The organism is Methylibium sp., from assembly GCF_013817345.1.
Lineage (GTDB): Bacteria > Pseudomonadota > Gammaproteobacteria > Burkholderiales > Burkholderiaceae_C > Methylibium.
The window spans coordinates 1-25079 of record NZ_JACDCW010000019.1 but is presented as its reverse complement, the minus strand read 5'-3'; the positions used below and the strand labels follow the sequence as shown (position 1 = coordinate 25079).

At 63.5% G+C, this 25079-nt stretch carries 28 protein-coding genes; 10 read left to right on the top strand and 18 right to left on the bottom strand.

Annotated features, from left to right (window positions below; translation table 11 throughout):
• Positions 1–89: 89 nt before the first annotated feature.
• Positions 90–1037 (bottom strand): GlxA family transcriptional regulator, encoded by a 948-nt coding sequence (locus H0W40_RS05555; RefSeq protein ID WP_292444032.1) that lies wholly within the window; start codon positions 1035–1037, stop codon positions 90–92.
• Positions 1038–1146: 109 nt separating this feature from the next.
• Here H0W40_RS05555 and H0W40_RS05550 point away from each other — a divergent pair, with 109 nt between their 5' ends.
• Positions 1147–1947 carry an SDR family oxidoreductase gene (locus H0W40_RS05550; protein WP_292444030.1) on the top strand — a complete coding sequence of 267 codons (801 nt, stop codon included), beginning with the start codon at positions 1147–1149 and terminating at the stop codon, positions 1945–1947.
• Between the two features lie 342 nt (positions 1948–2289).
• Here H0W40_RS05550 and H0W40_RS05545 read toward each other — a convergent pair whose 3' ends face one another.
• Genes H0W40_RS05545 through H0W40_RS05515 form a run of 7 tightly spaced genes read right to left on the bottom strand, consistent with a single transcriptional unit; the run spans position 2290 to position 7848 of the window.
• Positions 2290–3528, bottom strand: coding sequence for an ATP-binding protein (locus H0W40_RS05545; protein WP_292444028.1), 1239 nt, complete (start codon positions 3526–3528; stop codon positions 2290–2292).
• A complete protein-coding gene (locus tag H0W40_RS05540) occupies positions 3504–4253 on the bottom strand; it encodes a response regulator (RefSeq protein ID WP_292444025.1) in 750 nt (249 codons plus the stop codon). The genes H0W40_RS05545 and H0W40_RS05540 overlap by 25 nt, the downstream gene beginning before the upstream one ends.
• Before the next feature lie 34 nt (positions 4254–4287).
• The gene (locus tag H0W40_RS05535) at positions 4288–5166 is read right to left on the bottom strand and encodes an ATP-binding protein (RefSeq protein ID WP_292444079.1); all 879 of its coding nucleotides are present in this window, start codon (positions 5164–5166) and stop codon (positions 4288–4290) included.
• 35 nt (positions 5167–5201) lie between these two features.
• Positions 5202–6215, bottom strand: coding sequence for a SpoIIE family protein phosphatase (locus H0W40_RS05530; RefSeq protein WP_292444024.1), 1014 nt, complete (start codon positions 6213–6215; stop codon positions 5202–5204).
• 4 nt (positions 6216–6219) lie between these two features.
• Positions 6220–6636, bottom strand: a complete 417-nt coding sequence (locus tag H0W40_RS05525; protein WP_292444023.1) for an anti-sigma regulatory factor — start codon at positions 6634–6636, stop codon at positions 6220–6222.
• Positions 6608–6988 (bottom strand): STAS domain-containing protein, encoded by a 381-nt coding sequence (locus H0W40_RS05520; RefSeq protein ID WP_292444021.1) that lies wholly within the window; start codon positions 6986–6988, stop codon positions 6608–6610. The genes H0W40_RS05525 and H0W40_RS05520 overlap by 29 nt, the downstream gene beginning before the upstream one ends.
• Before the next feature lie 11 nt (positions 6989–6999).
• Entirely contained in the window at positions 7000–7848 is an 849-nt protein-coding gene (locus H0W40_RS05515; protein WP_292444020.1) for an STAS domain-containing protein, read from the bottom strand.
• A gap of 849 nt (positions 7849–8697) precedes the next feature.
• Here H0W40_RS05515 and H0W40_RS05510 point away from each other — a divergent pair.
• Positions 8698–9177: a VOC family protein gene (locus H0W40_RS05510; RefSeq protein ID WP_292444018.1), complete on the top strand. Its 480-nt coding sequence runs from the start codon at positions 8698–8700 to the stop codon at positions 9175–9177.
• 2 nt (positions 9178–9179) lie between these two features.
• On the opposite strand, the gene H0W40_RS05505 is transcribed toward H0W40_RS05510, so the two are convergent.
• From H0W40_RS05505 to H0W40_RS05485, 5 genes are all read right to left on the bottom strand, one after another.
• Positions 9180–9809: a hypothetical protein gene (locus tag H0W40_RS05505; protein WP_292444016.1), complete on the bottom strand. Its 630-nt coding sequence runs from the start codon at positions 9807–9809 to the stop codon at positions 9180–9182.
• A gap of 46 nt (positions 9810–9855) precedes the next feature.
• Complete coding sequence (locus H0W40_RS05500) at positions 9856–10641, bottom strand: thioredoxin family protein (RefSeq protein ID WP_292444014.1); 786 nt, start codon at positions 10639–10641, stop codon at positions 9856–9858.
• A gap of 85 nt (positions 10642–10726) precedes the next feature.
• Complete coding sequence (locus tag H0W40_RS05495; protein ID WP_292444013.1) at positions 10727–11413, bottom strand: hypothetical protein; 687 nt, start codon at positions 11411–11413, stop codon at positions 10727–10729.
• Between the two features lie 47 nt (positions 11414–11460).
• On the bottom strand, positions 11461–12762 hold the full coding sequence (locus H0W40_RS05490) for a helix-turn-helix domain-containing protein (RefSeq protein ID WP_292444012.1): 1302 nt from the start codon (positions 12760–12762) through the stop codon (positions 11461–11463).
• Between the two features lie 80 nt (positions 12763–12842).
• A complete protein-coding gene (locus H0W40_RS05485) occupies positions 12843–13751 on the bottom strand; it encodes a YihY/virulence factor BrkB family protein (protein WP_292444011.1) in 909 nt (302 codons plus the stop codon).
• Between the two features lie 206 nt (positions 13752–13957).
• Here H0W40_RS05485 and sat point away from each other — a divergent pair, with 206 nt between their 5' ends.
• Positions 13958–15196: a sulfate adenylyltransferase gene (gene sat / locus H0W40_RS05480; protein WP_292444009.1), complete on the top strand. Its 1239-nt coding sequence runs from the start codon at positions 13958–13960 to the stop codon at positions 15194–15196.
• Here sat and H0W40_RS05475 read toward each other — a convergent pair.
• A complete protein-coding gene (locus H0W40_RS05475; RefSeq protein WP_292444007.1) occupies positions 15191–16099 on the bottom strand; it encodes a LysR family transcriptional regulator in 909 nt (302 codons plus the stop codon). The genes sat and H0W40_RS05475 overlap by 6 nt on opposite strands.
• Positions 16100–16172: 73 nt before the next feature.
• Positions 16173–16679 (bottom strand): metallophosphoesterase family protein, encoded by a 507-nt coding sequence (locus H0W40_RS05470; protein ID WP_292444004.1) that lies wholly within the window; start codon positions 16677–16679, stop codon positions 16173–16175.
• A 168-nt stretch (positions 16680–16847) separates the two neighbouring features.
• Between H0W40_RS05470 and H0W40_RS05465 the strand changes: the two genes are divergently transcribed.
• From H0W40_RS05465 to H0W40_RS05435, 7 genes are all read left to right on the top strand, one after another.
• Entirely contained in the window at positions 16848–17672 is an 825-nt protein-coding gene (locus tag H0W40_RS05465) for a hypothetical protein (RefSeq protein ID WP_292444003.1), read from the top strand.
• Positions 17673–17717: 45 nt separating this feature from the next.
• The gene (gene aprB / locus H0W40_RS05460) at positions 17718–18197 is read left to right on the top strand and encodes an adenylyl-sulfate reductase subunit beta (protein ID WP_292444001.1); all 480 of its coding nucleotides are present in this window, start codon (positions 17718–17720) and stop codon (positions 18195–18197) included.
• Complete coding sequence (gene aprA, locus H0W40_RS05455) at positions 18197–20119, top strand: adenylyl-sulfate reductase subunit alpha (protein ID WP_292443999.1); 1923 nt, start codon at positions 18197–18199, stop codon at positions 20117–20119. Before aprB ends, aprA begins: the two co-directional genes overlap by 1 nt.
• Positions 20106–20456: a hypothetical protein gene (locus H0W40_RS05450; RefSeq protein WP_292443997.1), complete on the top strand. Its 351-nt coding sequence runs from the start codon at positions 20106–20108 to the stop codon at positions 20454–20456. The genes aprA and H0W40_RS05450 overlap by 14 nt, the downstream gene beginning before the upstream one ends.
• 38 nt (positions 20457–20494) lie before the next feature.
• Positions 20495–21004 (top strand): hypothetical protein, encoded by a 510-nt coding sequence (locus tag H0W40_RS05445; RefSeq protein ID WP_292443996.1) that lies wholly within the window; start codon positions 20495–20497, stop codon positions 21002–21004.
• Between the two features lie 82 nt (positions 21005–21086).
• Complete coding sequence (locus tag H0W40_RS05440) at positions 21087–21245, top strand: hypothetical protein (RefSeq protein WP_292443994.1); 159 nt, start codon at positions 21087–21089, stop codon at positions 21243–21245.
• 33 nt (positions 21246–21278) lie between these two features.
• Positions 21279–21644 carry a nucleotide pyrophosphohydrolase gene (locus H0W40_RS05435; protein WP_292443992.1) on the top strand — a complete coding sequence of 122 codons (366 nt, stop codon included), beginning with the start codon at positions 21279–21281 and terminating at the stop codon, positions 21642–21644.
• Between the two features lie 99 nt (positions 21645–21743).
• On the opposite strand, the gene H0W40_RS05430 is transcribed toward H0W40_RS05435, so the two are convergent.
• The 3 genes from H0W40_RS05430 to H0W40_RS05420 all read right to left on the bottom strand — a co-directional run.
• Positions 21744–22676: a DmsC/YnfH family molybdoenzyme membrane anchor subunit gene (locus tag H0W40_RS05430; protein WP_292443991.1), complete on the bottom strand. Its 933-nt coding sequence runs from the start codon at positions 22674–22676 to the stop codon at positions 21744–21746.
• 19 nt (positions 22677–22695) lie between these two features.
• The gene (locus tag H0W40_RS05425; protein ID WP_292443989.1) at positions 22696–23442 is read right to left on the bottom strand and encodes a 4Fe-4S dicluster domain-containing protein; all 747 of its coding nucleotides are present in this window, start codon (positions 23440–23442) and stop codon (positions 22696–22698) included.
• Between the two features lie 221 nt (positions 23443–23663).
• Positions 23664–25079: molybdopterin oxidoreductase family protein (locus H0W40_RS05420; protein WP_292443987.1), on the bottom strand; the 1416-nt coding region annotated here is incomplete at its 5' end.

Sequence of the window (25079 nt, the reverse complement as noted above, 5' to 3'; positions counted from 1 at the left end):
GCCAGCGCTCGTGAACGAGTGGTCGGTCTCGTGTGCCGATTGTCGACGATCGACGCATGGCAAGACTGTTACCGTCATCTCGACACGCTTCAGGACCCCAGGCGGGCGTCGCGCCTGAGTGACTGAGGCGGCTTGCCGAAGCCCCGCATGAACGCCTCGCGAAGATGGCGCCGATCGCGAAAGCCCGTTTCGCGTGCAACCACCTCCAGCGGGTGGCGGCTGCGCTCGATCATCAAGCGCGCCGCCTCCACGCGCAGACGCTCTACCGCCTTGGCCGGCGACTGGCCGGTCTCGGCCGTGAACACACGGCTGAACTGGCGCGGGCTAAGGTTCGCGGCCGCAGCGAGTTCTTCCACGCCCAGCGACTGCGCCAGGTGGCGGCGTGCATGCTCCAGCGCCCGCGCGATGCGGTCCGAACGCGGCGCGAGATTCAGGATCTCCGAATGCTGCGACTGGCCGCCCGAACGGCGCTGATGCATGACCAGCCGGTGTGCCACCGATCGCGCTATGTCGTCGCCCAGGTCCTTCCCGACGAGGCCGAGCGCCAGGTCCAGCTCCGCCGTCATGCCGGCCGAGGTCCAGATCGGGTCATCGGCGATGAAGATGCGGTCCGGCTCGACCTGGACGTCCGGATGCCGCCGTTGCAGTGCGTCCGTATAAGCCCAGTGTGTCGTGGCGCGTCGCCCTGCCAGCAAGCCGGCCTCGGCCAGTACGAAGGCTCCGGTGCACAGCCCCACGGTCCGACGCGCACGAGCGCTGCACTTTCGCAGCGCATGCAGCAGTTCGGATGGTGAGGGGGTGGCCAACGGGTCGATCACGCCCACCACCATCCATGTGTCGGCCGTGCTGCGTGCGGTGAAGGGCCTCGTCTGCAGGGCCGTGCCCAGCGAAGCCTTCACGGTGCCGCCGGGCATTGAGTGACAAATCACCTCGTAGAAGGGCTCGCCCGCCACAAGGTTGGCGAACTCGAAGACCGCCTGCGTGGCCAGCGCCATCACCTGGAAGTTGGCCGGCAGGACGTAGCCGATTCTGTGCATGTGCGGTTTCCGGAGCGGATGACATAAAACATGACTATAAGCGTCATTTACGCCAGACGCCATACGGCACAACATGTGCTCCATCGCAACCCCTAAACGGAGCACCACCATGACGCAGACGAACTTGGGCACCGCCCTCATCACCGGAGCCTCCTCCGGCATCGGAGCCCTCTACGCCGACCGCCTGGCGAGACGCGGCTACGACCTTATCCTCGTCGCCCGCAATCGCGAGCGTTTGAATCCGTTGGCCGAGGACATCAGCAGCCGCCACGGCCGCGCGGTGGAGGTCTTTCCCGCCGACCTGAACAACCCGGTGGCGCTGCGCAGCGTGGAAAACAAGCTCAAGCACGATGCGTGCATCACCGTGCTGGTCAACAACGCCGGCATCGGCACGCACACGTCGCTGCTGGAGAGCGACGTGGACCAGATGGTGCGCATGATCGACCTCAACGTGACGGCGCTCACCCGGCTGAGCTACGCGGCAGTGCCAGGCTTCGTGGCACGCGGCAGAGGAGCGTTGATCAACATCGCCTCCATCGTGGCCGTCTCGCCAGAGACCCTGAACGGCGTGTATGGCGGCAGCAAGGCCTTCGTGTTGGCTTTCAGTCAATCGCTGCAGCACGAACTGGCCGGCAAGGGCGTGCGGGTGCAAGCCGTGCTGCCGGGTGCGACGGCCACCGAATTCTGGGCACGCGGCGGCCTTCCCGTGGAGCACCTGCCGGCGCAGATCGTGATGCGTGCCGAAGACCTGGTGGATGCCGCCTTGCTGGGCTTCGAGCGCGGCGAGTCGGTGACGCTTCCGTCGCTGCACGACGTGGCCCTCTGGGACGCCTACGAAGGCGCGCGCAAGGCGATGGCGCCCCACCTCTCGAGCAACGAAGCGGCATCGCGCTACCAGCCCTTGCGCTGAGTGGCCGCATCGCATTCGAACTGCGCCCCGCTCTGGAATCAGCATGAAGGCGCATCGGAGTGCGCCAGTAAGCATGCATCCATGGCCCCCGGGCCACGAAGTACCCCTGAAGATTCGAGGAGACCCACCGTGCCGCTGAACAGCAATGATCCACTTTCCGCAATCAGGATTCCCGGAACCGAGGAACACTTTCTTGACCCACTCGGGTCAAAGGAGAGGGGGATGGCGAAACCGTCGGCTCTTCTCGGCCATAAGCACCCGTACAACGGGTCGCATCCGTGCGTCAACATGTAAGCCGTTACTACCTGCCCCACCCGCACTGTGCGAAGCGTAGGTTTGTTTCTAAAGTGGCGCCCAATGTGATCCAGAATCACTTGCACGCCCAGAAAGCACTTTGATGAGCCGAACAAGACGTTCCGCATCAAGCGGCTTGGGAAAGTGAGCGTCAAAGCCGGACGAAAGCGCCTGTTCTTTGTCTTGCTCGCGCGTGAAGGACGTAAGTGCGATAGCAGGCAATCGATGTTTCCCGGCCTCTCTCGTACGGATCTCAAGGATTAGGTCGTATCCGTCTTTTGTCGGCATGCCAACGTCGCTGATCAATACATCGTGCACTGATTCTTCATTTGCAAGAAGTGCCCCGTCGTAGTCGACGGCCAGCGTAACCACTGCCCCGCGCTCCCGCAAGATGACCTGAAGCATTGCGCGCGCCTCTGGGTCATCGTCGACCACTAGCAAGCGCAATCCCTGGAGAGCTCTCTCGTGCCCAGCCCAATCTCGAGGCACCTCGCGCAGCGCATAGGGCACGTCGCCTGAAGGACCACCGTCTTGGCGGTCTGTGGGCAACCAAACTTCGAACTGAGCACCTAGGCCAAGTCCATCGCTGAGCGCACGAATGGCCCCTCCGTGCGCTTCAACGATGTGCTTAACGATCGACAGGCCGAGACCTAGACCACCGGAATGCCGTTTGCGCGTAGCGTCGCTCTGAGTAAACCGGTCAAATAGGAAAGGTAGAAAGTCGGGTGCGATGCCCAAGCCCTGATCTTTGACGCAAAGATACAAGCCCTCCTCAACTTCCCTTAGAGTGATGCTAATTTCACCTCCGTTAGCGGAGAACTTTCTGGCATTGCTTAATAGATTCGACAAGACTTGGTCGATACGTGAGCGGTCGATCCATATGGGACGATAAGGCGGCGTTAAGTCGACGACCAAACTGACGCCCTTTTCCTCTATTGCCGGCCGAATTAGATTGACGGCTTCTTCGACGACTACAGCTGGATCAGTCAACTCTCGATCGAGTGGCAGTTTGCCCAGATTCATGCTCGACATGTCAAGCAAGTCGGCGATGAGCCTCGCCTGCATCTTGCCGTTGCGCTCAATGGCCCCCAATCCCCGCACTGCTTCGTCGCTGGTAATAAGTCGCTGAAGGACATTCGTCCAACCCATGATCGCGTTCAGGGGCGTTCGTAGCTCATGCGACAGTACTGCAATGAATTCATCCTTCATTGTATTAAGGCGTTCGGCTGAGCTGCGGGCCACACGCTCGCGTTCAAGTAGCGCTAGGCGCTGCTGCTCAAGCAGCACTCTCTGAGTATGTCCGTGGCAACCGCCACGGTGAGAGGCGGCTCGACGTGAGAAGAGATGGCCCATTCAAGGTGCACCTGCCTTCCATCTCCAGAGAGGACGGGGAACTCGTGATGTCTTGGAGCGTCTGCAACGCGTGCGGTATAGGCATCGACACGCTCGATCCATTCAGGCGGAACGAAGCAGCTCACCCGCTTCCCAACAATATCGGCAAGACTGCGCCCAAGCAAAGTCAGCAGCGCCGGATTCGCATCAGAGAACCTGCCGGTAGCGTCAAGAAGCGAGATCCCGCTTGGCGCCTGGGCGTAGATCGCCTTGAATTTCGCCTCGCTCCTGCGCATTGCTCCTTCGGCGACGTGCGTGCGCACGAGTGCTTGGACCGTCGCTACGAGGACCGCCGGTTCCACAGGGTGCGTTAAATACGCATCTGCGCCCGAGTCGAGACCGCGCACCTTGTCGTCATCCGTCACGAATGCGGCCGTGAGATGCAGCACCGGCAAACGGGCAGTAGCATCAGAGCGAAGTCGCAGTCGTTGGCAAAGCTCGAATCCGTGGATGTCAGGCAAATGTACGTCGAGAACCATGGCCGAAATCGAATCGTCGGCCAAGTCGAGACCCTGCATGCCGGTGGCTGCTTCTCGAACACGAAACCCGGCCGCTTTGAGCAGTCTGGTGGTGACGTAACGACTGGCGGGGTCGTCATCTACAACCAGCAACTCATGCATCGATCGGTCTATTGGCCAAAGCTTGGTCGCCGCGTCATTCACAATGGACCCCCCCTTCGGCGCCCTGCGGCAGTGGGAACCTCAACGGTACGCTGACCGAAAATGTGGAGCCGCGGCCAAGCGTGCTCTCGAGTGCGACAGTTCCACCGAGTAGCTCTGCGAGCCGTTTACTGAGTGACAAGCCCAGACCGGTACCTCTCAACCGCTTTTGGATCGGAGAATCGATCTGAACGAAGTCCTTGAAGATCGCACCATGAAACTCCTCGGAAATACCAATTCCGGTGTCGGACACCGAAAACGTAATCACGTCCTCGCTGCTCTGGACGGCCGCTACCCTTACCTCGCCCTTCAAAGTGAACTTAAGTGCGTTGGAGATGAAGTTGCGTAGAATCTGCGCCAACTTTTTGTCATCGTTGTACAGCAGATTGTCACCGTGCGGTTCTTCGAAGATCAACACCACGTCTGGATTGATCAGTACGGGCTTGTACATGCCACGCAGCGCTGAGAACAAGTCCACCATCTCAAACCATGCTGGCGATATCTCAACCCGCCCCGCTTCGACCTTTGCAAGATCCAGTAGATCGTCAACCATCTCCGCAAATTCTGTGGAGGTCGTTTGAATGAAACGGATCTGCTTTTCCTGCTCGTCAGTCAGCGGCCCGTCCACTCGGTCCAGCAGAAGTCGCGACAAGCTGCGTATCGCTGAGACAGGCGTCCGAAACTCATGGCTCATGTAAGCAAGGAAGCGGCTCTTCAACTCGGTAGCGTGTCTCAGCTGATCCGCTTGCGTATCGAGTTCGGCATATAGCGCCAACACACCGCTGTTTGTTTCCTCGAGCTCCTGGCGAAGGTTGTCCAACTCTTCCGTCTTAAGAGCCAGCTGGTCGCGCAGCTCGGACACGTCGGTCTCCATGGAAAAATCAGCAGGTACGATCCCGCTCGACTCGCTCATTCAGAGCGCTTAACGACGACAACAGTGGCATCGTCGCGGCCGCGGCAATGATCGCGCATCACCCAACCCGCTATGACGGCTGGATCACACTGCAGCAGAGCTGGGTCGTCCTTGAGGTCCCACCGAGTCGTTATTCCGTCAGAACAGAGCACCAACATTGCATGCTCAGGCCAGGGATATTGCGTGTCATGCAGTTTGCGCACCTGCAGTCCTATTGTCCCGTTGTGCGAGAGCAATGAGCGGTCATCGACCCCAGAGATCAGCCGGCCAGCGATATTTCCGGCACCGCAATAAGTGATGGTGCCGGCTTCGGCGTTCATCTGAGCCACGGCCACCGCAGCCCCACGTGTCGCTCTCAGAGCCTGATGCGTTCGCTCGAGTACCAAACTCGGGCTGCCCGACAAATTTCCGTGGAGCAGCTGAACGGCCTTATCCGCTGCCTCTGCAGCGTCCGGACCGTGACCTAGACCATCGGCAACCATCAACGTTGAGCATGCACCCTGATCACTAAATCCCCAGGCGTCGCCGCTTACCGTCTCGTTGGGTGCAGCGATAGCTATTCCAGCGTACTCGAATCGAGATGGCCGTCGAGCGGCGGCCTCTAGCGAGCTCGGATCCGACACGCGCGCAAGCACAACGGATCCACGCCCTATTGAGGAGAACGCGGAGAACTGGGCTGCAAGCCTTCGAACCGCTCCAAGGCCAGTGCCCGCAGTGCCGCCGGTCGAGTAGCCGTCCCGCAAGCATTCTTTCATATCTGCCATTCCTGGCCCACGATCGAGCGACAGCACTTCGAGCGACGTGCCCGACGGCCCCTGAATACCAGCGATGAGCAAACGCCCTTCGACGGCATGACGATGAAGGTTGGTGCCAAGCTCAGTGACGATGAGGGCAACTCGGCCAATCGCGACGTCCCTGAAACCGAGTTCTCCAGCCAGCCGCACCGCCACCCGGCGAGCTTCGCCGACTTGGTTCGGCTCATGCACCGGTATGACGAAATGCGGAATCACGACATCACTTCCAGCGCGTAATCGTCACGCGGGTGCCTTCGCCAACGACAGTCTTGATCTCGAACTCGTTCACAAGCCGCTTGCTGCCTGAGAGGCCAATGCCCATGCCGCGACCGGACGTCCAGCCGTCAGTAAGCGCCTGTTCGACATTCGGTATCCCAGGGCCCTTGTCCTCGAACGCCAGTCGTAGACCAATCTTCGTGCCCTGGGTCAACGTAACCCATTCCATTGCGCCTCCACCGCCATATACAACAGTGTTGCGGGACAGCTCGCTGGCAGCGGTGATCATCTTCGTCTGATCGACGAGAGAAAACTTCAGCTCCTGAGTCAGTTTGCGTACCGTTTGGCGGCTTGCGACGATGTCTCGCTCAGTAATCAGCAACATCGAACCATCAGGCGGTGTCGTCGATGTCATGCTCATCCGAGGTCGCCTTCAAAAGTGCCATCCCGCGTCCAACATTCAGTGCAGTGCGCACTCCTTCGAGCGATAGACCCAGCTCCACAAGCGTGATGGCCACCGCCGGCTGCATGCCAACTAGTACGGTGGTCGCATCAAGCACCCGTGCAATGCTGGAGATACCGGCCAGCATCCGTCCTATAAACGAATCGACAATCTCGAGTGCCGAAATATCGATCAACACTCCTGTAGCGCCGGTTCTCGCAATCATCTCGGAGAGATCATCCTGCAAGGTCAACGCGGTCTGGTCCTGCAAGTCAATCTGGATCGTAACCAGCAGGTTCTTCTCCATTTGGAGAATCGGAATTCGTTGCATATCCGTCTCGCCTACGCCTTACTACGCGTTACCTGAAAGCCGCCTTTTTTCATTGCCAAGGCCAGTGCGTCGGCGAGCGTTGCCTTTGTCTGGACCCCTTGAAGATCGATTCCCAGATGAACGATCGTTTGAGCGATCTGCGGTCGGATGCCACTGATGATGCAATCCGCGCCCATCAGGCGGATCGCCGTCACGGTCTTAAGCAGGTGCTGAGCGACCAGCGTGTCCACCGTTGGCACGCCGGTGATGTCAATGATCGCAAGCTCGGACCCTGTTTCCACGATGCGCTGCAGCAGCGATTCCATGACGAGCTGAGTGCGGTTGCTGTCAAGCGTGCCGATCATTGGAACGGCAAGCACTCCCTCCCACAGCTTTACTACAGGCGTCGACAGCTCTAGCAGCTCTGCCTGCTGACGGGCAATGATGTTTTCTCTCGAGCGCTGGTATGTGTTGACCGTAAGCTGCGCCATCTTGTCAACGAGGGTGGACACTGCCCATAAAGCGGTTACGAGCTTGTCCGGCTCCGCGCCCAAGTGTTTTTGCAAGCGCGAGAATAATGGTTTCTTGAGAGATTGAACAAAGTGGCTCGTACTGCCGGCGCTCACTCCACGGGCAGCGCTTGATTCCGACAGATCGGCGAGCACTTCCCGAAGTTTGGCCCAGCAGCTGGACTCGAAGGTCGAAGCATCGCCGTCTCGTCGAATGCCCTCCTGAAACGCCGCGAGAAACTTGTCCGCCTCCCCCCGGGAAGCTGCACTTTCCCCGGAGCCTGCGGACGAGACTTCGGCCAGCCATTCTTCCAATATCTCATCCCTGGACGATACAAGAACTCCATCCACCGCTGCGTTTTCTGTTCTCATCTTTTCCCCATCTCGCAAAAGCCACGTGCCAGGATACCAATCTTGAATTATGGGCCCCTCCAGGAGCCGTGTGGGGCCCTGCGCGGCATTTGCGATAGTGAACGTTCCCCGGTCGTCACGGACCGTGCGGCGTTCGCTCTCTTGCCAGCACGTCGTCGAACGACTCGACGAGCGTGGGCGCTTCCTTGTCGCAAAGCCGGTCTGCGAGACGCGGCTAGTCCCACTTCTCGACCCGGCAGATCAATCGGTCAGCAGCGTGGCGTTGCCAAAGTTCAGCTACACGCACAGCGTTCCTGCAGTGCGAAGCGTCCCTCAAGTCGCAAAATGGTCCCGACAGCGGCCAAAGCCAGACAGCTCGTACTAATCAAGTTCAGAGCCGGCCGGTTTGGCCAGACCGCATCTTGGTTCAGGGTGGAACCCCACGGCGACTGCGCTACGTCTCCACGTTGTCGTGGCCGGTGGGACACAACGTCAACGGGTAGCTTCCTCGCACGGCAGGGTACTCGCACTGTCGGCCATGAGCTGCCAGTCGTGCCGTCGCGGCGAAGCTCAACTGCAGACTGGCAGCGGCCGTTCAACCTTGGCGGCAGAATGTCGGCGGCAGTGCCCGGCGTCAGGCACAGGCAATGTCGGAAGTGTCTTCGACACCGTTCATTCGGATCGACAGACTCGTCGACCTCGCGATGGCTGCTTTGTGGCCGAGACCGTGCGTTCGGTGCACGGTCATCACCGACAGCAACCGCTGCGTAGCGGACCTTGGCGGCGCGACGTCGAACTGCAGCACCGGGTCGGTCTCCGTCGTTACCGTGGAGGTGCCCGTCGGCCATGAGCTTGATTTGGAGAACCAAGATGGCCAGCAAAAACACGATTTGTCTCTGGTTCGACGGCGCCGCGTTGGACGCCGCGAAGTTCTACGCCAAGACGTTTCCCGACAGCGCAGTGGGAGCTGTCCATCACGCGCCCGGCGACTATCCCGCCGGCAAGCAGGGCGATGTCCTGACGGTCGAGTTCACGGTGATGGGCATCCCTTGTCTCGGGCTGAACGGCGGCCCGGCGTTCAAGCACAACGAGGCTTTCTCGTTCCAGGTTGCGACCGACGACCAGGCCGAAACCGATCGTTTGTGGAACGCAATCGTCGGAAACGGCGGCCAGGAAAGCGCATGCGGCTGGTGCAAGGACAAGTGGGGGCTGTCGTGGCAGATCACGCCACGCGCCCTCACGTCCGCGATCGCCGATCCTGATCGAGCGGCGGCCAAGCGCGCGTTCGAAGCCATGATGGGGATGAGCAAGATCGACATCGCTGCGATCGAAGCGGCTCGGCGCGGCTGACGCTAGCGAAGCGCCATCAACAGCACGCCCGTGACGGCCAAGGTCGCGGTCCACGCTGTGCGCAAGGCTGTGCCACTCCGCAGGTGAGGGTGCAGGGCGACGCCGCGGCACACGCCGGTGGCGATGACGCCTGTCGTGATCAGCATCGCCGCCATGTGAACGCCGACGGCCGCCATTGCCAGTGCCAGCGAGCCGGAAGCGGTGATCTCGCGCGCCGGACTGTCGGCAAGGCACAGCGGCACGAGCGCCGGCACCAGCATCAGCCCGGCACCGTGGCCGGTGGCCATCAAGAAGGACCAGAGCGCAATGCCCGCATGACCCGTCGGCATGCGGATGGGCCTGCACTGCCGCGTGCTGCGCAGCAAGCGATACGCTGCTGCACCGACGAGCAGCGCGCCGGCCAAGCCCTGGACGAGAGCCCGGTCCATCGACACGCCCAGCGCAACGGCGCAAGCCACGACCCCGATCGAGGCAGCGTGCCCGCCGGCGATGGGCAGCAGCGCACGCCGCACCCTTGACTCATCGCGCGCACCCACGCCCCATGCAGCGGCGAACATCCAGCCCGTCGCCGGGTGCAACCCATGCAGAGCGCCGAGGCCGGCGATGGCCATCCATGGCCACAGGTCTGCCATGGCGCATTCGTTCGAGCGAGGCGGGGTGCGCTGCGGCGGGCGGCACTCAGGCTTGCGCCTCGCAGCAAGAACCGACGACCGGCGCCGCCGTGGCAAGCGCTTGCGGCTCGTAGCGGTCGTGGTGACGCACCCATGCCATGCCCCGGCCCGGCTCTTCGTCGCGCCCCTTGGGCGTGAGGTCGAGCAAGGCATAGGTGCCCATCATCGCTTCCACGCCCCGCCGGTAGGCCGAGTAGGTGTGCAAGACGTCGCCCGCGTCGTCCTTGTAGAACACGCTGATACCGGGCAGCTCGTCCCACTCGAAAGGCTGCTTGGCGTAGTTGTAGGTGACCTCGTTCCTGGCCTTTTCTTCGGGCGTGAAGCTCACGCCGAAGTCGTGGTTGAAGTCGCTGGCATGGGACGACACCCACTTGAACCGCCAGCCCATGCGTTGCCGAAAGCGCTCGATCTCGGCCAGCGGCGCGCGGGAAACGGCCAGGAACGTGGTGTCTCGGTGCGCCAGATGAAGCGTCATGCCGTCGGTGTGGTCGGCCATGAACGAGCAGCTCGGGCAGCCCTGCTCCCACCCCGGGCCGAGCATGAAGTGCTGCACCACCAACTGGCGGCGGTCTTCGAACAGTTCGGCCAGCGCGCGCGGGCCTTCGGGGGTGTCGAACACATAGTTCTTCTCGACATGCACCCACGGCAGCGCGCGGCGCTCGCGCGCGATCTGGTCGTGCAGGCGGGTCAGTTCCTTCTCGCGTGCAAGCAGCGCCTTGCGCTCGGCAAGCCACCGGTCCCTGGACACGACGGGATGGTTCATGGTGCTCGCTTCGGTGATTTCGGTGTTCATGCTGTGCTCCTTGGCTCGAAGAGCCGGTTCGAGGTTCTTCATGCGCCGGTCCGGCCGCCCGGGTGGCCGGCGCGCTCGTTTGCTTTCAGGATTCGTCTCGTTTCGGGCGTCTCACGGCGCGGACCTTTCCGCTCGGTCCGCCGCCGCAATAGAACAGGCCCGCGCCGTCTGATTCGATCCCGCTGACGCCCGTGCCGGGCGGCATCTCCAGCCGCTCGAGCACGGCGCCGCTGTCGGGGTTGATGCGGCGGATGTCGCTCTCGTCGCCGTCCCAGGTGCCGTGCCACAACTCCCCGTCCACCCAGGTCACGCCGGTGACGAAGCGGTTCGATTCGATGGTGCGCAGGATGGCGCCGGTGGCGGGATCGATCCGGTGGATCTTGCGATCGCGGTACTGCCCCACCCACAGGCTGCCTTCGGCCCAGGCGAGGCCTGAGTCGCTCCCATTGCCGGGTGCCGGGATCGACGCGAGGACGTCGCCGGTGGCGGGATCGATCTTGTCGATGCGCGCTTCGGCGATCTGGTAGAGGTGCGTGCCGTCGAAGGCGGTGCCGGCGTCGCCGGCCCGCTCGAGCGTGTGCGCGACTCGGCCGCTCTCGGGTTCGAAGGCGAGCAGCTTCGACCCGGCGGCGGCCCAGACGTGCCGTCCGTCGTGGGTGACGCCTGCGATCTGTTCCACACCCTCGAAGGGGCCGTACTCACGCACGATCTCGGCCGCGCGGGCGGGCGCTTGCGGGTTCGTCTTGTCGGTTCTGTTTCGGTTGGCGGTCATCGCCTGGCTCCTTTCGGCGCACTGGAATCGGCGCCACGGAAGCCAATCTACGTGAGCGGCAGCGCAGCGGGGAGTAACAAGATCGTCGTGAATCCGGCCAGCGGCGGCGACAGCCAGCGCTGCGCACGCGCGCGCCCGATGGAGCGCACGCGTCCGTCGGCCTCCAGCTCGACGAGCGCGCGCTGCACCGTGCGCTGGCTGGCTCCGAGGGCCAGCGCCAGGGCCGAGGTGGACCAGGCCGCGCCGTCGGCCAGCAGCGCCAGCAGCGACGCCTGGTCGCCATCGATCGGCGGCATCAGGACGACGACGGCGCGCTCGTCCGTTGGCGCAAGCGCCGCTGAGCTGCCCTCGGAAGGCGGCGCTCCTTCCGCCGGGTGAGTGGTCGCGGAGCGACCGGCGGGCAGTGGCGTCATTGCGTAGCCGCGCGCGCTGGCCTCGATGCGCGCCAGCGGCGCGGCGAGCGCGCGCAAACGGCCGATCTCGACGCGCAGGCGCGCCCGGTGCGTCTCGTCGGGCCGGCGAGTGCGGAAAGCGCGAGCAATCAGGTCGTTTCGATCGACGTCGCCAGGCCACGCCTCGGCGAGAGCGCGCGCCAACGCGAACAGCACCGGCCGGCGCGCCAGCGGCAGCCGCGTCGCGCCGGCGCGCAGGCCCATGCGGCAGGCATCGACGACCAGTGCGCCCGAAGCGAAAAGCGCTTCGACCTCGTCGAGGCGCAGGGGCTGTTCATGACCCGCGCAAAAGCGCCGGGCGGCGGGGCGCTCGAGCGCGGCGCCGGCCTCGGCGATCTCGGCGAGGAGCGCAGGCACGCGCGCGCGTTCGGCCGCTTCGAAGGCGCGGGCCAGCGCCGCTTTCGCTTGTGCCGTGCGCAGCGAGCGCAGCGCGAGCTCGGCCGCGGCCAGCTCGGCCACCGCCGTCAGCGACGGTGCCAGGCCGCTAAGGTCGAGGCGTTCGAGTGAGGACGCGGCCTCGTCGAGGCGACCGAGCAGGAGCAGCCGGCGCACCGCGATCAGGCGCGCCTGCACCGCGTTGGCGCGATCGGCGCGTGCTTCCAGCGTGGCCGATGCGGCGGCCAGGATGTGCGGCGAGCCGCGAAGGTCGCGCATGGCAAGGGCGACCTCGGCCTCCGCGACGACACAGCGGGCACGCGCCAGTTCCTCGTGTGCACCGAAACCAAGGGCGGCACGCCGGAGCAACTCGCGGGCGCGCGGGTGCTCGCCGAGCTGGGCCATCGCGATGCCGCGCAGCGCGAGCGCCGGCGGGTCCTCGCGCAGGCTGACGCGCTTGAGTGCGCCGAGTGCATCGCCGGCAACGAGGGCACGCGCGGCAGCGGCGATCAGGGAGTCCATCACCACAGGCTAACGCGTGGCGGCCGCGTTCGCGCCGCGCTTGTTGCTCCCGGGCGGGCGCGTGAGCCTCTTGTCGAATGTCAGGATCCTGTGGCGGCCTGCTCGGCGTCGGCTTCGCCCGAAGGACTGTCCGTCGGTGCTTGCTCGCGAAGCACGCCGTTGATCTCGGCTCCGAAGATCAATGTGGCCGCGCAGGCGTACAGGAAAACGAGCGTCGCCACGGCGCCCGCAAAGCCGCCGTACACGAGGGCCAGCTTGCCGACATTGCGCAAGGTGTACGACAGCAGGGCCGCGGCGATCAGCCACAGTGCGGCACCGACCAGTGCGCCCGGCAGCACCGTGAGCACGCGCTGCCGCACGTCGGGCAGCCAGCCGTAGAGCGTTGCGTACAGCCCGGCGACGACGAAGAACGCCAGACCGTAGCGCACGCTGTCCCGCAACCAGGGCGCCGGTGTGGCCGCACCCGCCGCTGCGAGGAGATCCCAGACATACGGCAGGATCACCACGGAGCTGGAGACGAGCACCGTGATCGACGCTCCGATGAGGGTGAAGACGATGACCTTGATCCGCGCGCCCCAGAACGACATGCCTTGCTCGACGCCGTAGGCGCGGTTCAGCGCGGTGCGGACGGCCTGGGTTCCCGAGGACGCGGTCCAGACGGTGATAAAGACCCCGGCGACGAGAAGCGTGCGGTTGCGCTGGCGCAGCACCTCGTCGATCGGCGCTCTCAAGGCCTCGAAGACGACCTGCGGCGCGAACTCGAGCACTCGCACCGCCAGTTCGGCGGCCGCCCCCGGCTCGCCGAAGAACGCCGCTGCAGCAGACAGGACGATCAGCAGCGGAAACATGGCGAGGACCGACGAGAACGCAACGCTACCGGCCTGGTTGCCGCTCTGGTGAAAGATGTAGTTGCGCACAGCCGCCACGACGATGCGCAGGCCCGGCACCTTGTCGCGCACCCGGCGCAGGCCTCTTGCCAAGCTGTTCATCGATACGTCCCAGGATGCGTGGCCACCGGCATGCAACGACTTTGCCCGAAGACCGGCCGCACCGGCAGTTGCGCCAATCGCAACGATGCTAGCGCCCTGTGCCGAGTCCTCGTACCAGAACCTCGCGATCTCCGATTCGCTCCATCACCTCGGCTTATCGGCGCATCAGCAGATCAACTTTGCCTGCCCAGCATGCGCTGACGAGAATGTGGGCAGCCAGTTCAGCTTGCATCTGGAGGACTTCGGTGACTTCTCGGATCCCACCTCATGGCGGAGGACCCCTCGAGCCATTGATGCTGCCAGCCGATCAGCTTGCCGAGGAGCGCCTGCGGGCGCTGAGCTTGCCGGCGATCCGTATCAGCTCACGCGAAAAGGGCGACGTCATCATGCTCGGCATCGGTGGCTTCACGCCACTCGATGGTTTCATGGGCAGTGCGGATTGGCAGGGAGTGTGCGATCGCATGCGCACGGCGCGAGAGGTGTTCTGGCCGATCCCGATCACTCTTTCGACCGACGTTGCGACAGCCGATTCGCTTGCCGTGGGTGACGAGGTTGCCCTGACCGATCCAGACGATTGCGGGGTGCTTGCGATTCTGCGGGTCACGGAGAAATACCGCATCGACAAGCAGCACGAGTGCCTTCAGGTTTTCAAGACCGCCGACCCGGCACATCCTGGCGTCGCAATGGTGATGCAGCAGGGAGAGGTGAACCTTGCCGGTCCTCTACGCGTGGTCTCTGACGGCGGCTTCAAGGCCAAGTACGGCGAGCTGTTCAAGACGCCCGCCGAAACACGCGCTGAATTCGAGCGACTCGGCTGGTCGCGCGTCGCCGCATTCCAGACGCGCAACCCGATGCATCGCTCGCACGAGTATCTGGCCAAGGTCGCGATCGAGACTTGCGACGGTGTGCTGGTGCACTTGCTGCTCGGCAACCTCAAGCCGGGGGACATTCCGGCCGAGGTTCGTACGCGAGCGATCGCGGTCCTGATCGATCAGTACTTTGCGCCAGGGACCGTAGTGCAGGCCGGTTACCCGCTCGACATGCGCTATGCGGGGCCACGGGAGGCGGTGCTGCATGCGCTGTTTCGACAGAACTACGGTTGCACGCACCAGATCATCGGGCGCGATCACGCGGGCGTCGGCAGCTATTACGGGCCATTCGACGCGCATCGGATCTTCGAGCAGATCCCGAGCTCGGCTCTGCAGATCAAGCCCCTGAAGATGGACGTTACCTTCTGGTGCTACCGATGTGGAGGAATGGCATCGAGTCGCACTTGCCCCCATGACGCGGCGGATCGATTGCAGGTTTCAGGCACGCAGCTGCGCAAGTCGCTTGAAAGGAACGACCCGGTGCCAGCCGAATTCAGCCGAGGTGAAGTGCTGGAGATCCTGCGGGAGTACTACGCAGGCATCGCCGCAAGCCACGGCAAGACGCACCTGTCATGACGGGCGTGCCTGGGGGCCGAGCTCTTGCTTGGCGAACTGCACGAAACTGCTCACCAACCCCGAATGGATCCGTTCCTTGGGATAAACGACCGACAGCTGACGAATCAGGGGCGGCGCCAACGGGATCTGCACCAGCTGCCCCAGGCGCATCTCGTTGGCCACCGTCGTGCAGGACATGATCGAGAACCCGAGCCCTGTGGCGGCCAGTCCCTTCAACGCCTCGGGGCTGCCGAGCTCCATCAGGCGCTGCAGCGAGTCAGGGGATACACCTGAGTTGTGCAAGTAGTGATCGACAACCTCGCGTGTACCCGAGCCGGGCTCGCGAGTGATGTGGGCGTAACCAATCAACGACTGGGCCGACACCGACTTCAGCTTCGCCAAGGGATGCGATGGTGCGCAAGTCACCTGAAGCTCGTCGTCGCACAAGACATCGGTGACCAGCGTGGGCATGTGCGAGCAACCTTCGATGAAGCCGACATCGAGACTGCGTTCGGCCACCCGACTTTGAACCGAGTCGGAATTGGCCACGAATAGCCGAGGAAGTGCGCCAGTGAACCTTGCCTTGAAGGCCCCGAGCACACGGGGAAGCATGTAGTCGGCGATCGTGGTGCTGGCGCCGATCAGCAAAGGTCCGCCGAGCTCGCCGACGATGTCCTGGATCCGGTTGTCGAGCTCGGTGGACAAGGTCAGGATTCGTTCGGCGTACTTGAAGGCCACGTGCCCCGCAGCGGTTAAGGAAATCCGTCCCTGGCCGCGATCGAACAGGCGAGTATTGAATTGCTCCTCGAGTTGTCGGATCTGCGAGGTCACCGCCGGCTGCGTCATGTACAAGGCTTCAGCCGCCTTGGTGAACGAAAGGTGCTTGGCGACGGAGTGAAACACCTGCAGGCGACGATCCGACATTCAATCTACCTCGGAACTTTCAACACATGCGTTTTCGAACGTGAGCCGATTGCCTGGCTTGGGTATGAACACCCTAGAGGTTCTGAACTTCGAAATGCATCGCCAGCAGATCACCGGCAATCCATGTCGCAGGAGCCCCTAAACCGGCCACGGTTCCCGGGTTGACGAGCCAGGTCTTCCCTCCCTTCACATTGGAGACTTGCGTGATCTCGGCAATGTGCGAATGACCGCAGCACACGAGATCCCAATTGCCGGTGCACGCCATCGCATAGCCGTATTCGGGATAGTGAACGGCAAAGATCTTCCGCCCACCGAGTTCGATACGTGCTTCGTTGCCGTAGTAGAGAAGCTGCCCGGCGCTTTCGTTCGCCAGCCGGTGCAAGGTGAATGAATCGCCGAGGTTATTGCCGTGGATCAGATGGATCGGCAAGCCTGCATACATCGCCGGGCGCAGCGTATGCCCTCCGATCAGATCTCCACAATGAATGACAGCGGCGAAGCCCTCGGAGGCGGCTTTGCGAACAACGCCATCCAGCGCCTGGGCATCATCGTGACTGTCGGAAACGATGCAGACTTTCATGTGGCAAGCATAGCGCGCACGCGATCCTGTGGCTGAAGCGCCGGGTCAACATGACTTCGCTGGCTCCACCCTGTAACGCCATAAAAGCGCTGTATGCCCGCATGGCAAAAATTTGGGTTGACCCGCCGGACGCCTACGTAGGATAAAGAGCGGGAGGAGACAAATGCCATGCTCAGCGTCAATCCTTTCGCCATTGCGGGCGCTTCGTTGCCTGACGGCTTCATGCAGGGGTTCCTGGTGGTGATGGTCCTGGCCGTGGTGGTCGGGACACTCTTCGACATCGTCCACAAGCGCAGCGCGATGTACTTCTTCGCCAACATGCGCAAGTCGAAGGAGAAGGGCCGTAAGGTGGGCGGTGGCAAGCTGGTGTCGATCGCCGTGCAGACCGCGGTCGTCGACGTGCTCGCCTCGGGCGAGTTCTGTAGCCAGAAACGCCGGGTGGCGCACCTGCTCGGCATGTACGGTTTCATCCTCTACGTGGTGGCAACGGCGGTCATGGTGTTCGGCTACCCCGCCGGCGGCACGCCCACGCCTGCAATCTGGCCAGCGCTGTGGTGGATCGGCGCCCTGATGGTGATGGTGGGCGGCTACTGGTTCTGGTTCTTCATTCGCGTGGACGTCGCGGCGGAGGGCCGCACGCCGCTGCGCCTCGTGAAGGCGGACCTCTTCGTCCTGTCGCTGCTCGCGAGCGTGACGCTCGGGGTCGTCTGGGCCGCCACGGGCGGCGGCGTCAACGTGCTCTTCTGGCTCTACATCATCGCGACCCTCGTGCTCTTCGGCGGCGTGCCGTGGTCGAAATTCGCCCACATGTTCTTCAAGCCGGCGGCAGCCTTCGACAAGCGGGTATCCAGGGCCAACGGCACGGCCGAGAACCTGCCGACACTGACTCGCGACGATCCCGAGCAACAAGGGCGGCACTCCATGGAACTGCTGCGAAAGGCTCCGATGGACATGGGACTCGGCATCAAGCGCGAGGCGCCCCGTCATTACTAGACAACAGACAGCGAATTCGAAAGCAACAGTTCAAGGAGCCGGCCCATGCCTACCTTCGTCTACATGACGAGATGCGACGGATGCGGACACTGCGTCGACATCTGTCCCTCGGACATCATGCACATCGACGAGACGCATCGCCGCGCCTACAACATCGAACCGAACATGTGTTGGGAGTGCTTCGCCTGCGTCAAGGCTTGCCCCCAGCATGCGATCGACGTGCGCGGGTATGCCGATTTCGCCCCGCTGGGTCACAGCGTTCGCGTCGACCGGGACGAGCACAAGGGCACGATTGCCTGGAAGATCAAGTACCGGGACGGAACGGAAAAGAACTTCCTGTCGCCCATCACCACGAAGCCCTGGGGAACGGCGATCCCCAAGCTCGCGGACGTTCCCGCGCCGAGCCAGGCGATGCGCGACGGCCAGCTGCTGTACAACGAGCCGAAGTACATCCGCCTGGATGAGGGAGGTCTGCGAACGCTCGAGGACAGTGGCCTCAAGCTTCAGAAAGGCGTGTACTACTGATGGCCTACAAAACGATCATCGAAGACGGCATCGATGTTTTGGTGGCCGGTGCGGGCCTCGGTGGCACGGGTGCCGCTTGGGAGGCCAGGTTCTGGGGTCAGAACAAGAAGATCGTCATCGCCGAGAAGGCCAATATCGATCGCTCCGGCGCGGTCGCCCAGGGCCTGTACGCCATCAACTGCTACATGGGCACCCGGTGGGGCGAAAACAATCCGGAGGATCATGTCCGCTACGCTCGCATCGACCTGATGGGGCTGGTGCGGGAAGACCTGCTGTTCGACATGGCCCGTCACGTCGACTCCACCGTGCACCAGTTCGAAGAGTGGGGCCTGCCGATCATGAAGAACCCGTCGACCGGGCGCTATCTGCGCGAGGGGCGATGGCAAATCATGATCCACGGCGAGTCGTACAAGCCCATCGTGGCCGAAGCCGCCAAGAAGTCGGCGGACAAGGTCTTCAACCGCATCTGCGTCACCCACCTGCTGATGGATGAAAGCAGGCCGAACCGGGTTGCCGGTGCCGTCGGTTTCAACGTCCGCACGGGCAATTACCACGTCTTCAAGTCCAAGACGGTGATCTGTGGCGCGGGCGGCGCCTCCAACATCTTCAAGCCGCGCTCGACGGGCGAAGGTGCCGGCCGCACCTGGTATGCGCCTTGGTCATCCGCGTCGGCCTACGGCCTCATGATCAACGCCGGCGCCAAGATGACGCAGATGGAGAACCGGATCGTGCTGGCGCGTTTCAAGGACGGCTACGGCCCGGTCGGCGCCTACTTTCTTCACCTGAAGACCTATACGCAAAACGCCCTGGGCGAAGAGTACGAATCCAAGTGGTTTCCGGAGCTGCAGAAAATGGTCGGCAAGGAGTATCTCGACCCGGAAGCCTCGCACCTGACCCATCGGCCCATCCCGACCTGCTTGCGCAACCATGCATTGATCAGCGAAGTGGCCGCCGGCCGCGGCCCCATTCACATGGTCACCATGCAGGCGTTCCAGGATCCTCACCTGGAAGAAGTCGGCTGGGAGAACTTCCTCGGCATGACCATTGGCCAGGCGGTCCTGTGGGCCGCCACCGACGTCGATCCCAAGAGGGAAAATCCCGAGCTGACCACGTCCGAGCCGTATGTGATGGGCTCTCACGCGACGTGCTCCGGCGCCTGGTGCTCGGGCCCCGAAGACGTTTCCCCGCCCGAGTATTTCTGGGGCTACAACCGCATGACGACGATCGAGGGTCTGTTCGGCGCGGGTGATGCAGTCGGCGGCACGCCTCACGCCTTCTCATCCGGCTCGTTCACGGAGGGCCGTCTCGCCGCCAAGGCAGCCTGCAAGTACATCGACGACGGAAAGGGCGAAGGCATCGTCGTATCCACCGAGCAGATCGAGCGCCGCGGCAAGGAGATCTTCAAGCCCCTGGAGCACTACAGGATCTACCGCAATGCGGTCGTGGCGGGCACCGTCAACCCGCACTACATCAATCCTCAGCAGGGCCTGGACCGCCTGCAAAAGCTCATGGACGAGTATTGCGGAGGCTATACCGTCGGCTACATGACCAACGAGAAGCTCCTGAACATCTGCCTGAAGAAGCTCGCAATCATGGAGGAGGATCTCGAGAGCCTGGCCGCGAAGGACAATCACGAGCTGCTGCGTGCCTGGGAACTGAAGCACCGTCACCGGGCCGCCGAGTGCGTCACGCAACACACGCTGTTCCGCAAGGAGACGCGCTGGCCGGGCTACTACTACCGCGGCGATGTCATGAAGGTGGACGACGAGAACTGGCACGTGCTGACCGTTTCGCGTCGCGATCCGCAAACCGGCGAATACACCATGGAAAAGGCGCCCTGCTACCACTTGGTCGCGGACAACCCGCCGGAAAACCAACCGGACGAACAGCCAGAGGCACAAGCTCGCGTTGAACATCATTGAAAGGACCGATGAGGAGATCCGCGCGATCGCCGATCCCCTGTGGCGAGATCTCCTCAGGTACTCCAACGAAGGCAAGTACGGAGAGTTCGTCGGCAAGTTCGCCAGATCTCTCGCACTCGCCATGAATCAAGTCGTGGTGAATCACCAGTTCGCGAACAGCGAACTGGCCAGGAATCTTTCCGAGAATGCCGACTGTCTGGGCACCATCCGCCGGGGCGAGCATGTGACGGTTCTCTACCGGCAACGCAGTACCAAGAAGCCGGGCGAATGGCTCGGCAGGCTTGTCCTCGGCTACGAAGATGGGGAGATCAGGGTTTTCGCGGCGTCCATCTTCTGAGCGAGTGGGCTGCGATTGGGCATGAGTGAAACGACAGCATGAGTGGCACCATCCATGACGGCACGTTCGTCGAGCTCACCTACGAGGTGACCGACAGAAAATCGGGGCATGTCTTGAGCTGCGTCGAATTTCCATTGGGCTACGTTCACGGACACAACGAGATCCTGGCTCCTCGCGTCCACGAGGAGCTGGAGGGCAAGTCCGCCGGCGATGTCATCGAAGTGCCCCTCGACGGCAATCGCATCTTTGGCCCGAGGGACGAGTCGCTGGTGTTCACCGATCTCATCGAGAACGTCCCCGAGGAGTATCGGCAGGTCGGCACCGCCATCCTCATGGAGAACGACAAGGGCCATACCCGCAGCTTCGTCGTGACCCAGGTGGACGACGAGACGCTGTCCCTCGACGGCAACAATCCGTTTTGCGGCAGGGAGGTCGTCTTCAGGCTCGAGATCCTGACGGTGCGCGACGCCACCGACGAAGAGATGAAAGCCGGCGGAGCGATCGGCGCACAGCCGGACGTCGACCCGGCGATGATGAGGCCGGTTTGAGCGACCGTCACGATCGGCATCCGAGGACCCGGCTTCATTGCCTGGGCTTGCACTCCTGACTTCTGCGAAAGATGAGGTGACCATGAGCGAGCAAAAACCGATCACCAAGGTTCCCGACGGCCAGACGCGCTTCTATACGACGCGCCAGAAGGCGCCGAACGCAAAAGGGTTTGTCGGCTACGAAACTCTCTGGAAGCCGTTTCACAAAGAAGCTGAATACAAGACGCCGAAGAAGCCGTAGGGCCTGCTGAACGCCGACTCGGGAGCGCGCCTCATGTCTGCAGATCGGATCAGTCAGTTGACGGAGGAGGTATTGGCCTTCGCCGCAGCACGCAACTGGGAGCAGTTCCATAGTCCCAAAAACCTCGCGATGGCTCTTTCAGGGGAGGTCGGTGAGCTCGTCGAACACTTTCAGTGGCTGACCGAGGATGAATCACGTCACCTCCCGCCGGAGAAGCTGCAGGCTGTGGGAGAAGAGGTAGGCGATGTCTTGCTCTACCTGGTGAATCTCGCGGCTCGTCTCGGGATCGACGCCGTGGATTGCGCGACGAGGAAGCAGGTGCAGAACGGCCTCAAGTACCCTGTCGGTCAGGCGTATGGAAGCAGGGCCAAGTACAGCGAGATTCAGCGCGCGAAATGAGCCGGCGCTTCGCGTACGCGGCGGCGCACGCGATCTGCACAAGTCGATCGTCCGGCCGATGGAGGAGCAGCGTCATCGGCGAAGTCGTCGAACTCGCGCCTAGGACACCGCCTGGTAGTACAAATTCTGCGGATGCCGCGCCTGCGCGAAGAAGAACCAGCGCTCGGCGAAGAGCCCCGGGGCCTGCACCAGCAGCGCAAGCACCCAGGTGAAGGCGGGGCCGCCGAGCAGCCCCCACAGGAGCAGGGCGGCCGGCACCGCGAAGCCGAGCACGATGAGGGCGAGCTTGGCCTGCTTCACCGCGATCGCGCTGGCGCCGTGGAAGAACTCGCGCGTGTTGTAGGAGCCGGCGGACATGCCCATCGACTTCTGCACGAGCTGCGGCGAGCGGATGCCGGTGGCCGTCTGGAGCGTCGACTTCGGCTTCAGCGTGGCATTGCGACGCAGTGCGAGCGTGCGCGTCAGCCACGCGGCCAGGGTCGCGCCCAGGGCGAAGGGCGCGGCGGCGGCAAGCAGGTTCGCTTCGCCGAACATCGCTGCCAGCGCACAGGTCAGGATCAGCCCTGAGGACAGGCCAATCAGCGTGTAGTTCACGATGGTCAGAGGATGCGCCCATTCTTCGATGAAGCGCAGGCACGCATAGATCATCGCGGTGCAGTACCAGAGCACCGCAGCGCCGACGATCGCCGCCACCGGCAGCAGCAGCTGCGAGGCCGCGCGCGTTTCCGTCCACACGGCCAGCCACCACAACGCGACGAGCCCGATGAACGCCGGCAGCACGATGACCTCGCGCGACATCCAAGAGGTGCGCCACATCAGCGCCGAGCGCCAGGCGCGCTCGGGGCGGCCGAGGTGGAAGAACGACGAGACCAGCCCCACCATCAGCAGCACGAAGGCCACGGCGAGCGCAGCGCTCAGGAAACCCGCCGACATCGGCTGGCCCAGCAGCACCGCCACGGCCAGCGCTACCAGCAGGCCCTGCGCGCTGCCGGCAAGGGTGGTGAAGAAGACGATCGAAAGCGCTGGCTTCATTGCGGTCTCACTGATGCCGTCACTGCGTGCGGGTGGGCACGTGGTCGTCGGCGCCCGGGACGCCGACGGTCTTTTGCGCCGCATGCTGCGCGGTGCTGGCCGGTTGGCCCTGAAGATCCGGCGTGGTGATGCGCCGCGGCAGGTACTGGTTGGCCGGCTGCGTTTCCCACTCCGGCATCAGCGAGTAGCCGCCGCGCTCGCGGATCGCCTTCGACACGTCGGAATCGGGGTCCTTCACGTCGCCGAACAGGCGCGCGCCGGTGGGGCAGGCCATCACGCAGGCGGGGCGGCGGTCGGCTTCGGGCAGCGTCTCGCTGTAGATGCGGTCCACGCACAGCGTGCATTTGGTCATCACCGCGCGCTCTTCGTCGAGCTCGCGCATGCCGTAGGGGCAGGCCCAGGCGCAATAGCCGCAGCCGATGCACTTGTCGTAATCGACCAGCACGATGCCGTCGTCCTTGCGCTTGTAGCTCGCGCCCGTGGGGCAGACCGGCACGCAGGGCGGCTCTTCGCAGTGCAGGCAGCTCTTCGGGAAATGGATGGTCTCGGTGCCGGGGAAGACGCCGGCCTCGTAGGTCTGCACGCGGTTGAAGAAGGTGCCGGTCGGGTTGGCGTCGTAGGCGTGCTCGTCGGCCAGCGGGCCGGCCGAGCCCGAGGTGTTCCATTGCTTGCAGGAGGTCACGCAGGCATGGCAGCCGACGCAGACGTTGAGGTCGATGACCAGGGCGAGTTGCTTGGCGAGGGTTTCGCCTTGCTCGGCCCGCACGCGAGGGGTGCTCCCTTCGCCGCTGGTGTTGCTCCCTCTCCCTCTGGGAGAGGGTTGGGGTGAGGGCCGGCCAGCGTTTACGCCACTGCCCATACCCTCACCCCGGCCCTCTCCCGCAAGCGGGAGAGGGGGTAAGACGCGGGCCTCGCGGGAGCCTTCCCCGTGCGATACCCGCGGCCCACCCACCATGCCGGGCGCCAACAGATCTTTCAGCCACTGAATCATTTCTTTCGCCCCGCGAAGTAGGTCAGCACATGCTGCGAAGCCTTGCCCAGCACCCCTGGCGGAGCCGGCACCGCGGCGACTTGCGGGAACGTCTCCTCAGGCTCCTCGGGCGCCGCTGGCCGGATGCGCACGCGCACGTCGTACCAGCCGGCCTGGCCCGTGATGGGGTCGGAGTTGCTGATGGTCCGCGCCGTCGTCGTCTGCCGATCGGCGCCATCCCTCAGCGGCAGCTCCTCGGAGATCAGGTGGTTGAGCAGGAAGCCCTTGCGCGACTCGTCGGCACCTGGCGCGAGCTGCCACGCGCCGTCGGCCTTGCCGATCGCGTTCCACGTCCATACCGTGCCCGGTTCCACCGCCTCGCTGTAGCGCAGCATGCAGCGGACCTTGCCCCACTGGCTCTCCACCCAGCACCAGCCGCCGTCGGCAATGCCGGCGGCTTGAGCCGTCGCCGGGTTGACGTGCAGGTAGTTGTGGCTGTGGATCTGGCGCAGCCAGGCGTTCTGCGAATCCCAGGAGTGGTACATCGCCATCGGCCGCTGCGTGATGGCGTTGAGCGGATAGGCCGCGCAGTCGGTCGCGTCGTCCTCGAGCGGCGGGTACCAGAACGGCAGCGGGTCGAAGTACGTGGAGATGCGCTCGCGCAGATGCTCGGGCGGCTGGCGGCCTTGCGTCTTGCCGAGCGCCGCGAGGCGAAAGCTCTGCAGCGTGTCGGAGTACAGCGCGAGCTGCACCGGGTCGTTGCGCTGGCGCCAGCCGTGGTCCTTCGCGAAATCGAGGTAAGGCTGGTTCCAGTTGCGCATGTACTGCATGTCCTCGGGCATGTGGTACTGGAAGACGCAGTTGTTCTTCTCGTACATCTCCCACTGCTTCGGGTTCGGTGCGCCGCGCAGGTGCTGGTCGCCGTTCTCGCCGCGCCAGCCCATCAGGAAACCGAAGCCTGGCTGTGGCTGGAAGTTGACGACGAAATCCGTGTAGCCGCTGAACTTGCGCCCGCCCTCGGCCGTGGTGAAGGCCGGAAACTTCAGCCGCGAGGCCAGTTCGATCAGTACGTCCTGGAAAGGCTTGCACTGGCCCGTGGGCGGCACCACCGGCACGCGCACGGAATCGACGGGGCCGTCGAACTCCGAGATCGGCCGGTCGAACATGCTCATGACGTCGTGGCGCTCGAGGTAGGTGGTGTCGGGCAGCACCAGGTCGGCAAAGGCCACCATCTCGCTCTGGAAGGCGTCGCACACCACCAGGAAGGGAATCTTGAACTCACCGTCCTCCGCCTTGGCGTTGAGCATCTCGCGCACCGCCATCGTGTTCATCGTCGAGTTCCAGGCCATGTTGGCCATGAAGATGAGCAGCGTGTCGATGCGGTAGGGGTCGCCCTTGGTCGCGTTGGTGATCACGTTGTGCATCAGCCCGTG

What these genes read in the sequence shown, in the direction of transcription:
- H0W40_RS05440 (WP_292443994.1), top strand. Translation starts at nt 21,087, where the DNA reads ATGAGCGAGCAAAAACCGATCACCAAGGTTCCCGACGGCCAGACGCGC.
- H0W40_RS05475 (WP_292444007.1), bottom strand. Translation starts at nt 16,099, where the DNA reads ATGTCGGATCGTCGCCTGCAGGTGTTTCACTCCGTCGCCAAGCACCTT.
- aprB (WP_292444001.1), top strand. Translation starts at nt 17,718, where the DNA reads ATGCCTACCTTCGTCTACATGACGAGATGCGACGGATGCGGACACTGC.
- H0W40_RS05555 (WP_292444032.1), bottom strand. Translation starts at nt 1,037, where the DNA reads ATGCACAGAATCGGCTACGTCCTGCCGGCCAACTTCCAGGTGATGGCG.
- sat (WP_292444009.1), top strand. Translation starts at nt 13,958, where the DNA reads ATGTGGGCAGCCAGTTCAGCTTGCATCTGGAGGACTTCGGTGACTTCT.
- H0W40_RS05540 (WP_292444025.1), bottom strand. Translation starts at nt 4,253, where the DNA reads ATGCATGAGTTGCTGGTTGTAGATGACGACCCCGCCAGTCGTTACGTC.
- aprA (WP_292443999.1), top strand. Translation starts at nt 18,197, where the DNA reads ATGGCCTACAAAACGATCATCGAAGACGGCATCGATGTTTTGGTGGCC.
- H0W40_RS05525 (WP_292444023.1), bottom strand. Translation starts at nt 6,636, where the DNA reads ATGAGCATGACATCGACGACACCGCCTGATGGTTCGATGTTGCTGATT.
- H0W40_RS05495 (WP_292444013.1), bottom strand. Translation starts at nt 11,413, where the DNA reads ATGACCGCCAACCGAAACAGAACCGACAAGACGAACCCGCAAGCGCCC.
- H0W40_RS05520 (WP_292444021.1), bottom strand. Translation starts at nt 6,988, where the DNA reads ATGCAACGAATTCCGATTCTCCAAATGGAGAAGAACCTGCTGGTTACG.
- H0W40_RS05505 (WP_292444016.1), bottom strand. Translation starts at nt 9,809, where the DNA reads ATGGCAGACCTGTGGCCATGGATGGCCATCGCCGGCCTCGGCGCTCTG.
- H0W40_RS05465 (WP_292444003.1), top strand. Translation starts at nt 16,848, where the DNA reads ATGCTCAGCGTCAATCCTTTCGCCATTGCGGGCGCTTCGTTGCCTGAC.
- H0W40_RS05490 (WP_292444012.1), bottom strand. Translation starts at nt 12,762, where the DNA reads ATGGACTCCCTGATCGCCGCTGCCGCGCGTGCCCTCGTTGCCGGCGAT.
- H0W40_RS05445 (WP_292443996.1), top strand. Translation starts at nt 20,495, where the DNA reads ATGAGTGGCACCATCCATGACGGCACGTTCGTCGAGCTCACCTACGAG.
- H0W40_RS05535 (WP_292444079.1), bottom strand. Translation starts at nt 5,166, where the DNA reads ATGGAGACCGACGTGTCCGAGCTGCGCGACCAGCTGGCTCTTAAGACG.
- H0W40_RS05485 (WP_292444011.1), bottom strand. Translation starts at nt 13,751, where the DNA reads ATGAACAGCTTGGCAAGAGGCCTGCGCCGGGTGCGCGACAAGGTGCCG.
- H0W40_RS05500 (WP_292444014.1), bottom strand. Translation starts at nt 10,641, where the DNA reads ATGAACACCGAAATCACCGAAGCGAGCACCATGAACCATCCCGTCGTG.
- H0W40_RS05470 (WP_292444004.1), bottom strand. Translation starts at nt 16,679, where the DNA reads ATGAAAGTCTGCATCGTTTCCGACAGTCACGATGATGCCCAGGCGCTG.
- H0W40_RS05550 (WP_292444030.1), top strand. Translation starts at nt 1,147, where the DNA reads ATGACGCAGACGAACTTGGGCACCGCCCTCATCACCGGAGCCTCCTCC.
- H0W40_RS05510 (WP_292444018.1), top strand. Translation starts at nt 8,698, where the DNA reads ATGGCCAGCAAAAACACGATTTGTCTCTGGTTCGACGGCGCCGCGTTG.
- H0W40_RS05515 (WP_292444020.1), bottom strand. Translation starts at nt 7,848, where the DNA reads ATGAGAACAGAAAACGCAGCGGTGGATGGAGTTCTTGTATCGTCCAGG.
- H0W40_RS05435 (WP_292443992.1), top strand. Translation starts at nt 21,279, where the DNA reads ATGTCTGCAGATCGGATCAGTCAGTTGACGGAGGAGGTATTGGCCTTC.
- H0W40_RS05430 (WP_292443991.1), bottom strand. Translation starts at nt 22,676, where the DNA reads ATGAAGCCAGCGCTTTCGATCGTCTTCTTCACCACCCTTGCCGGCAGC.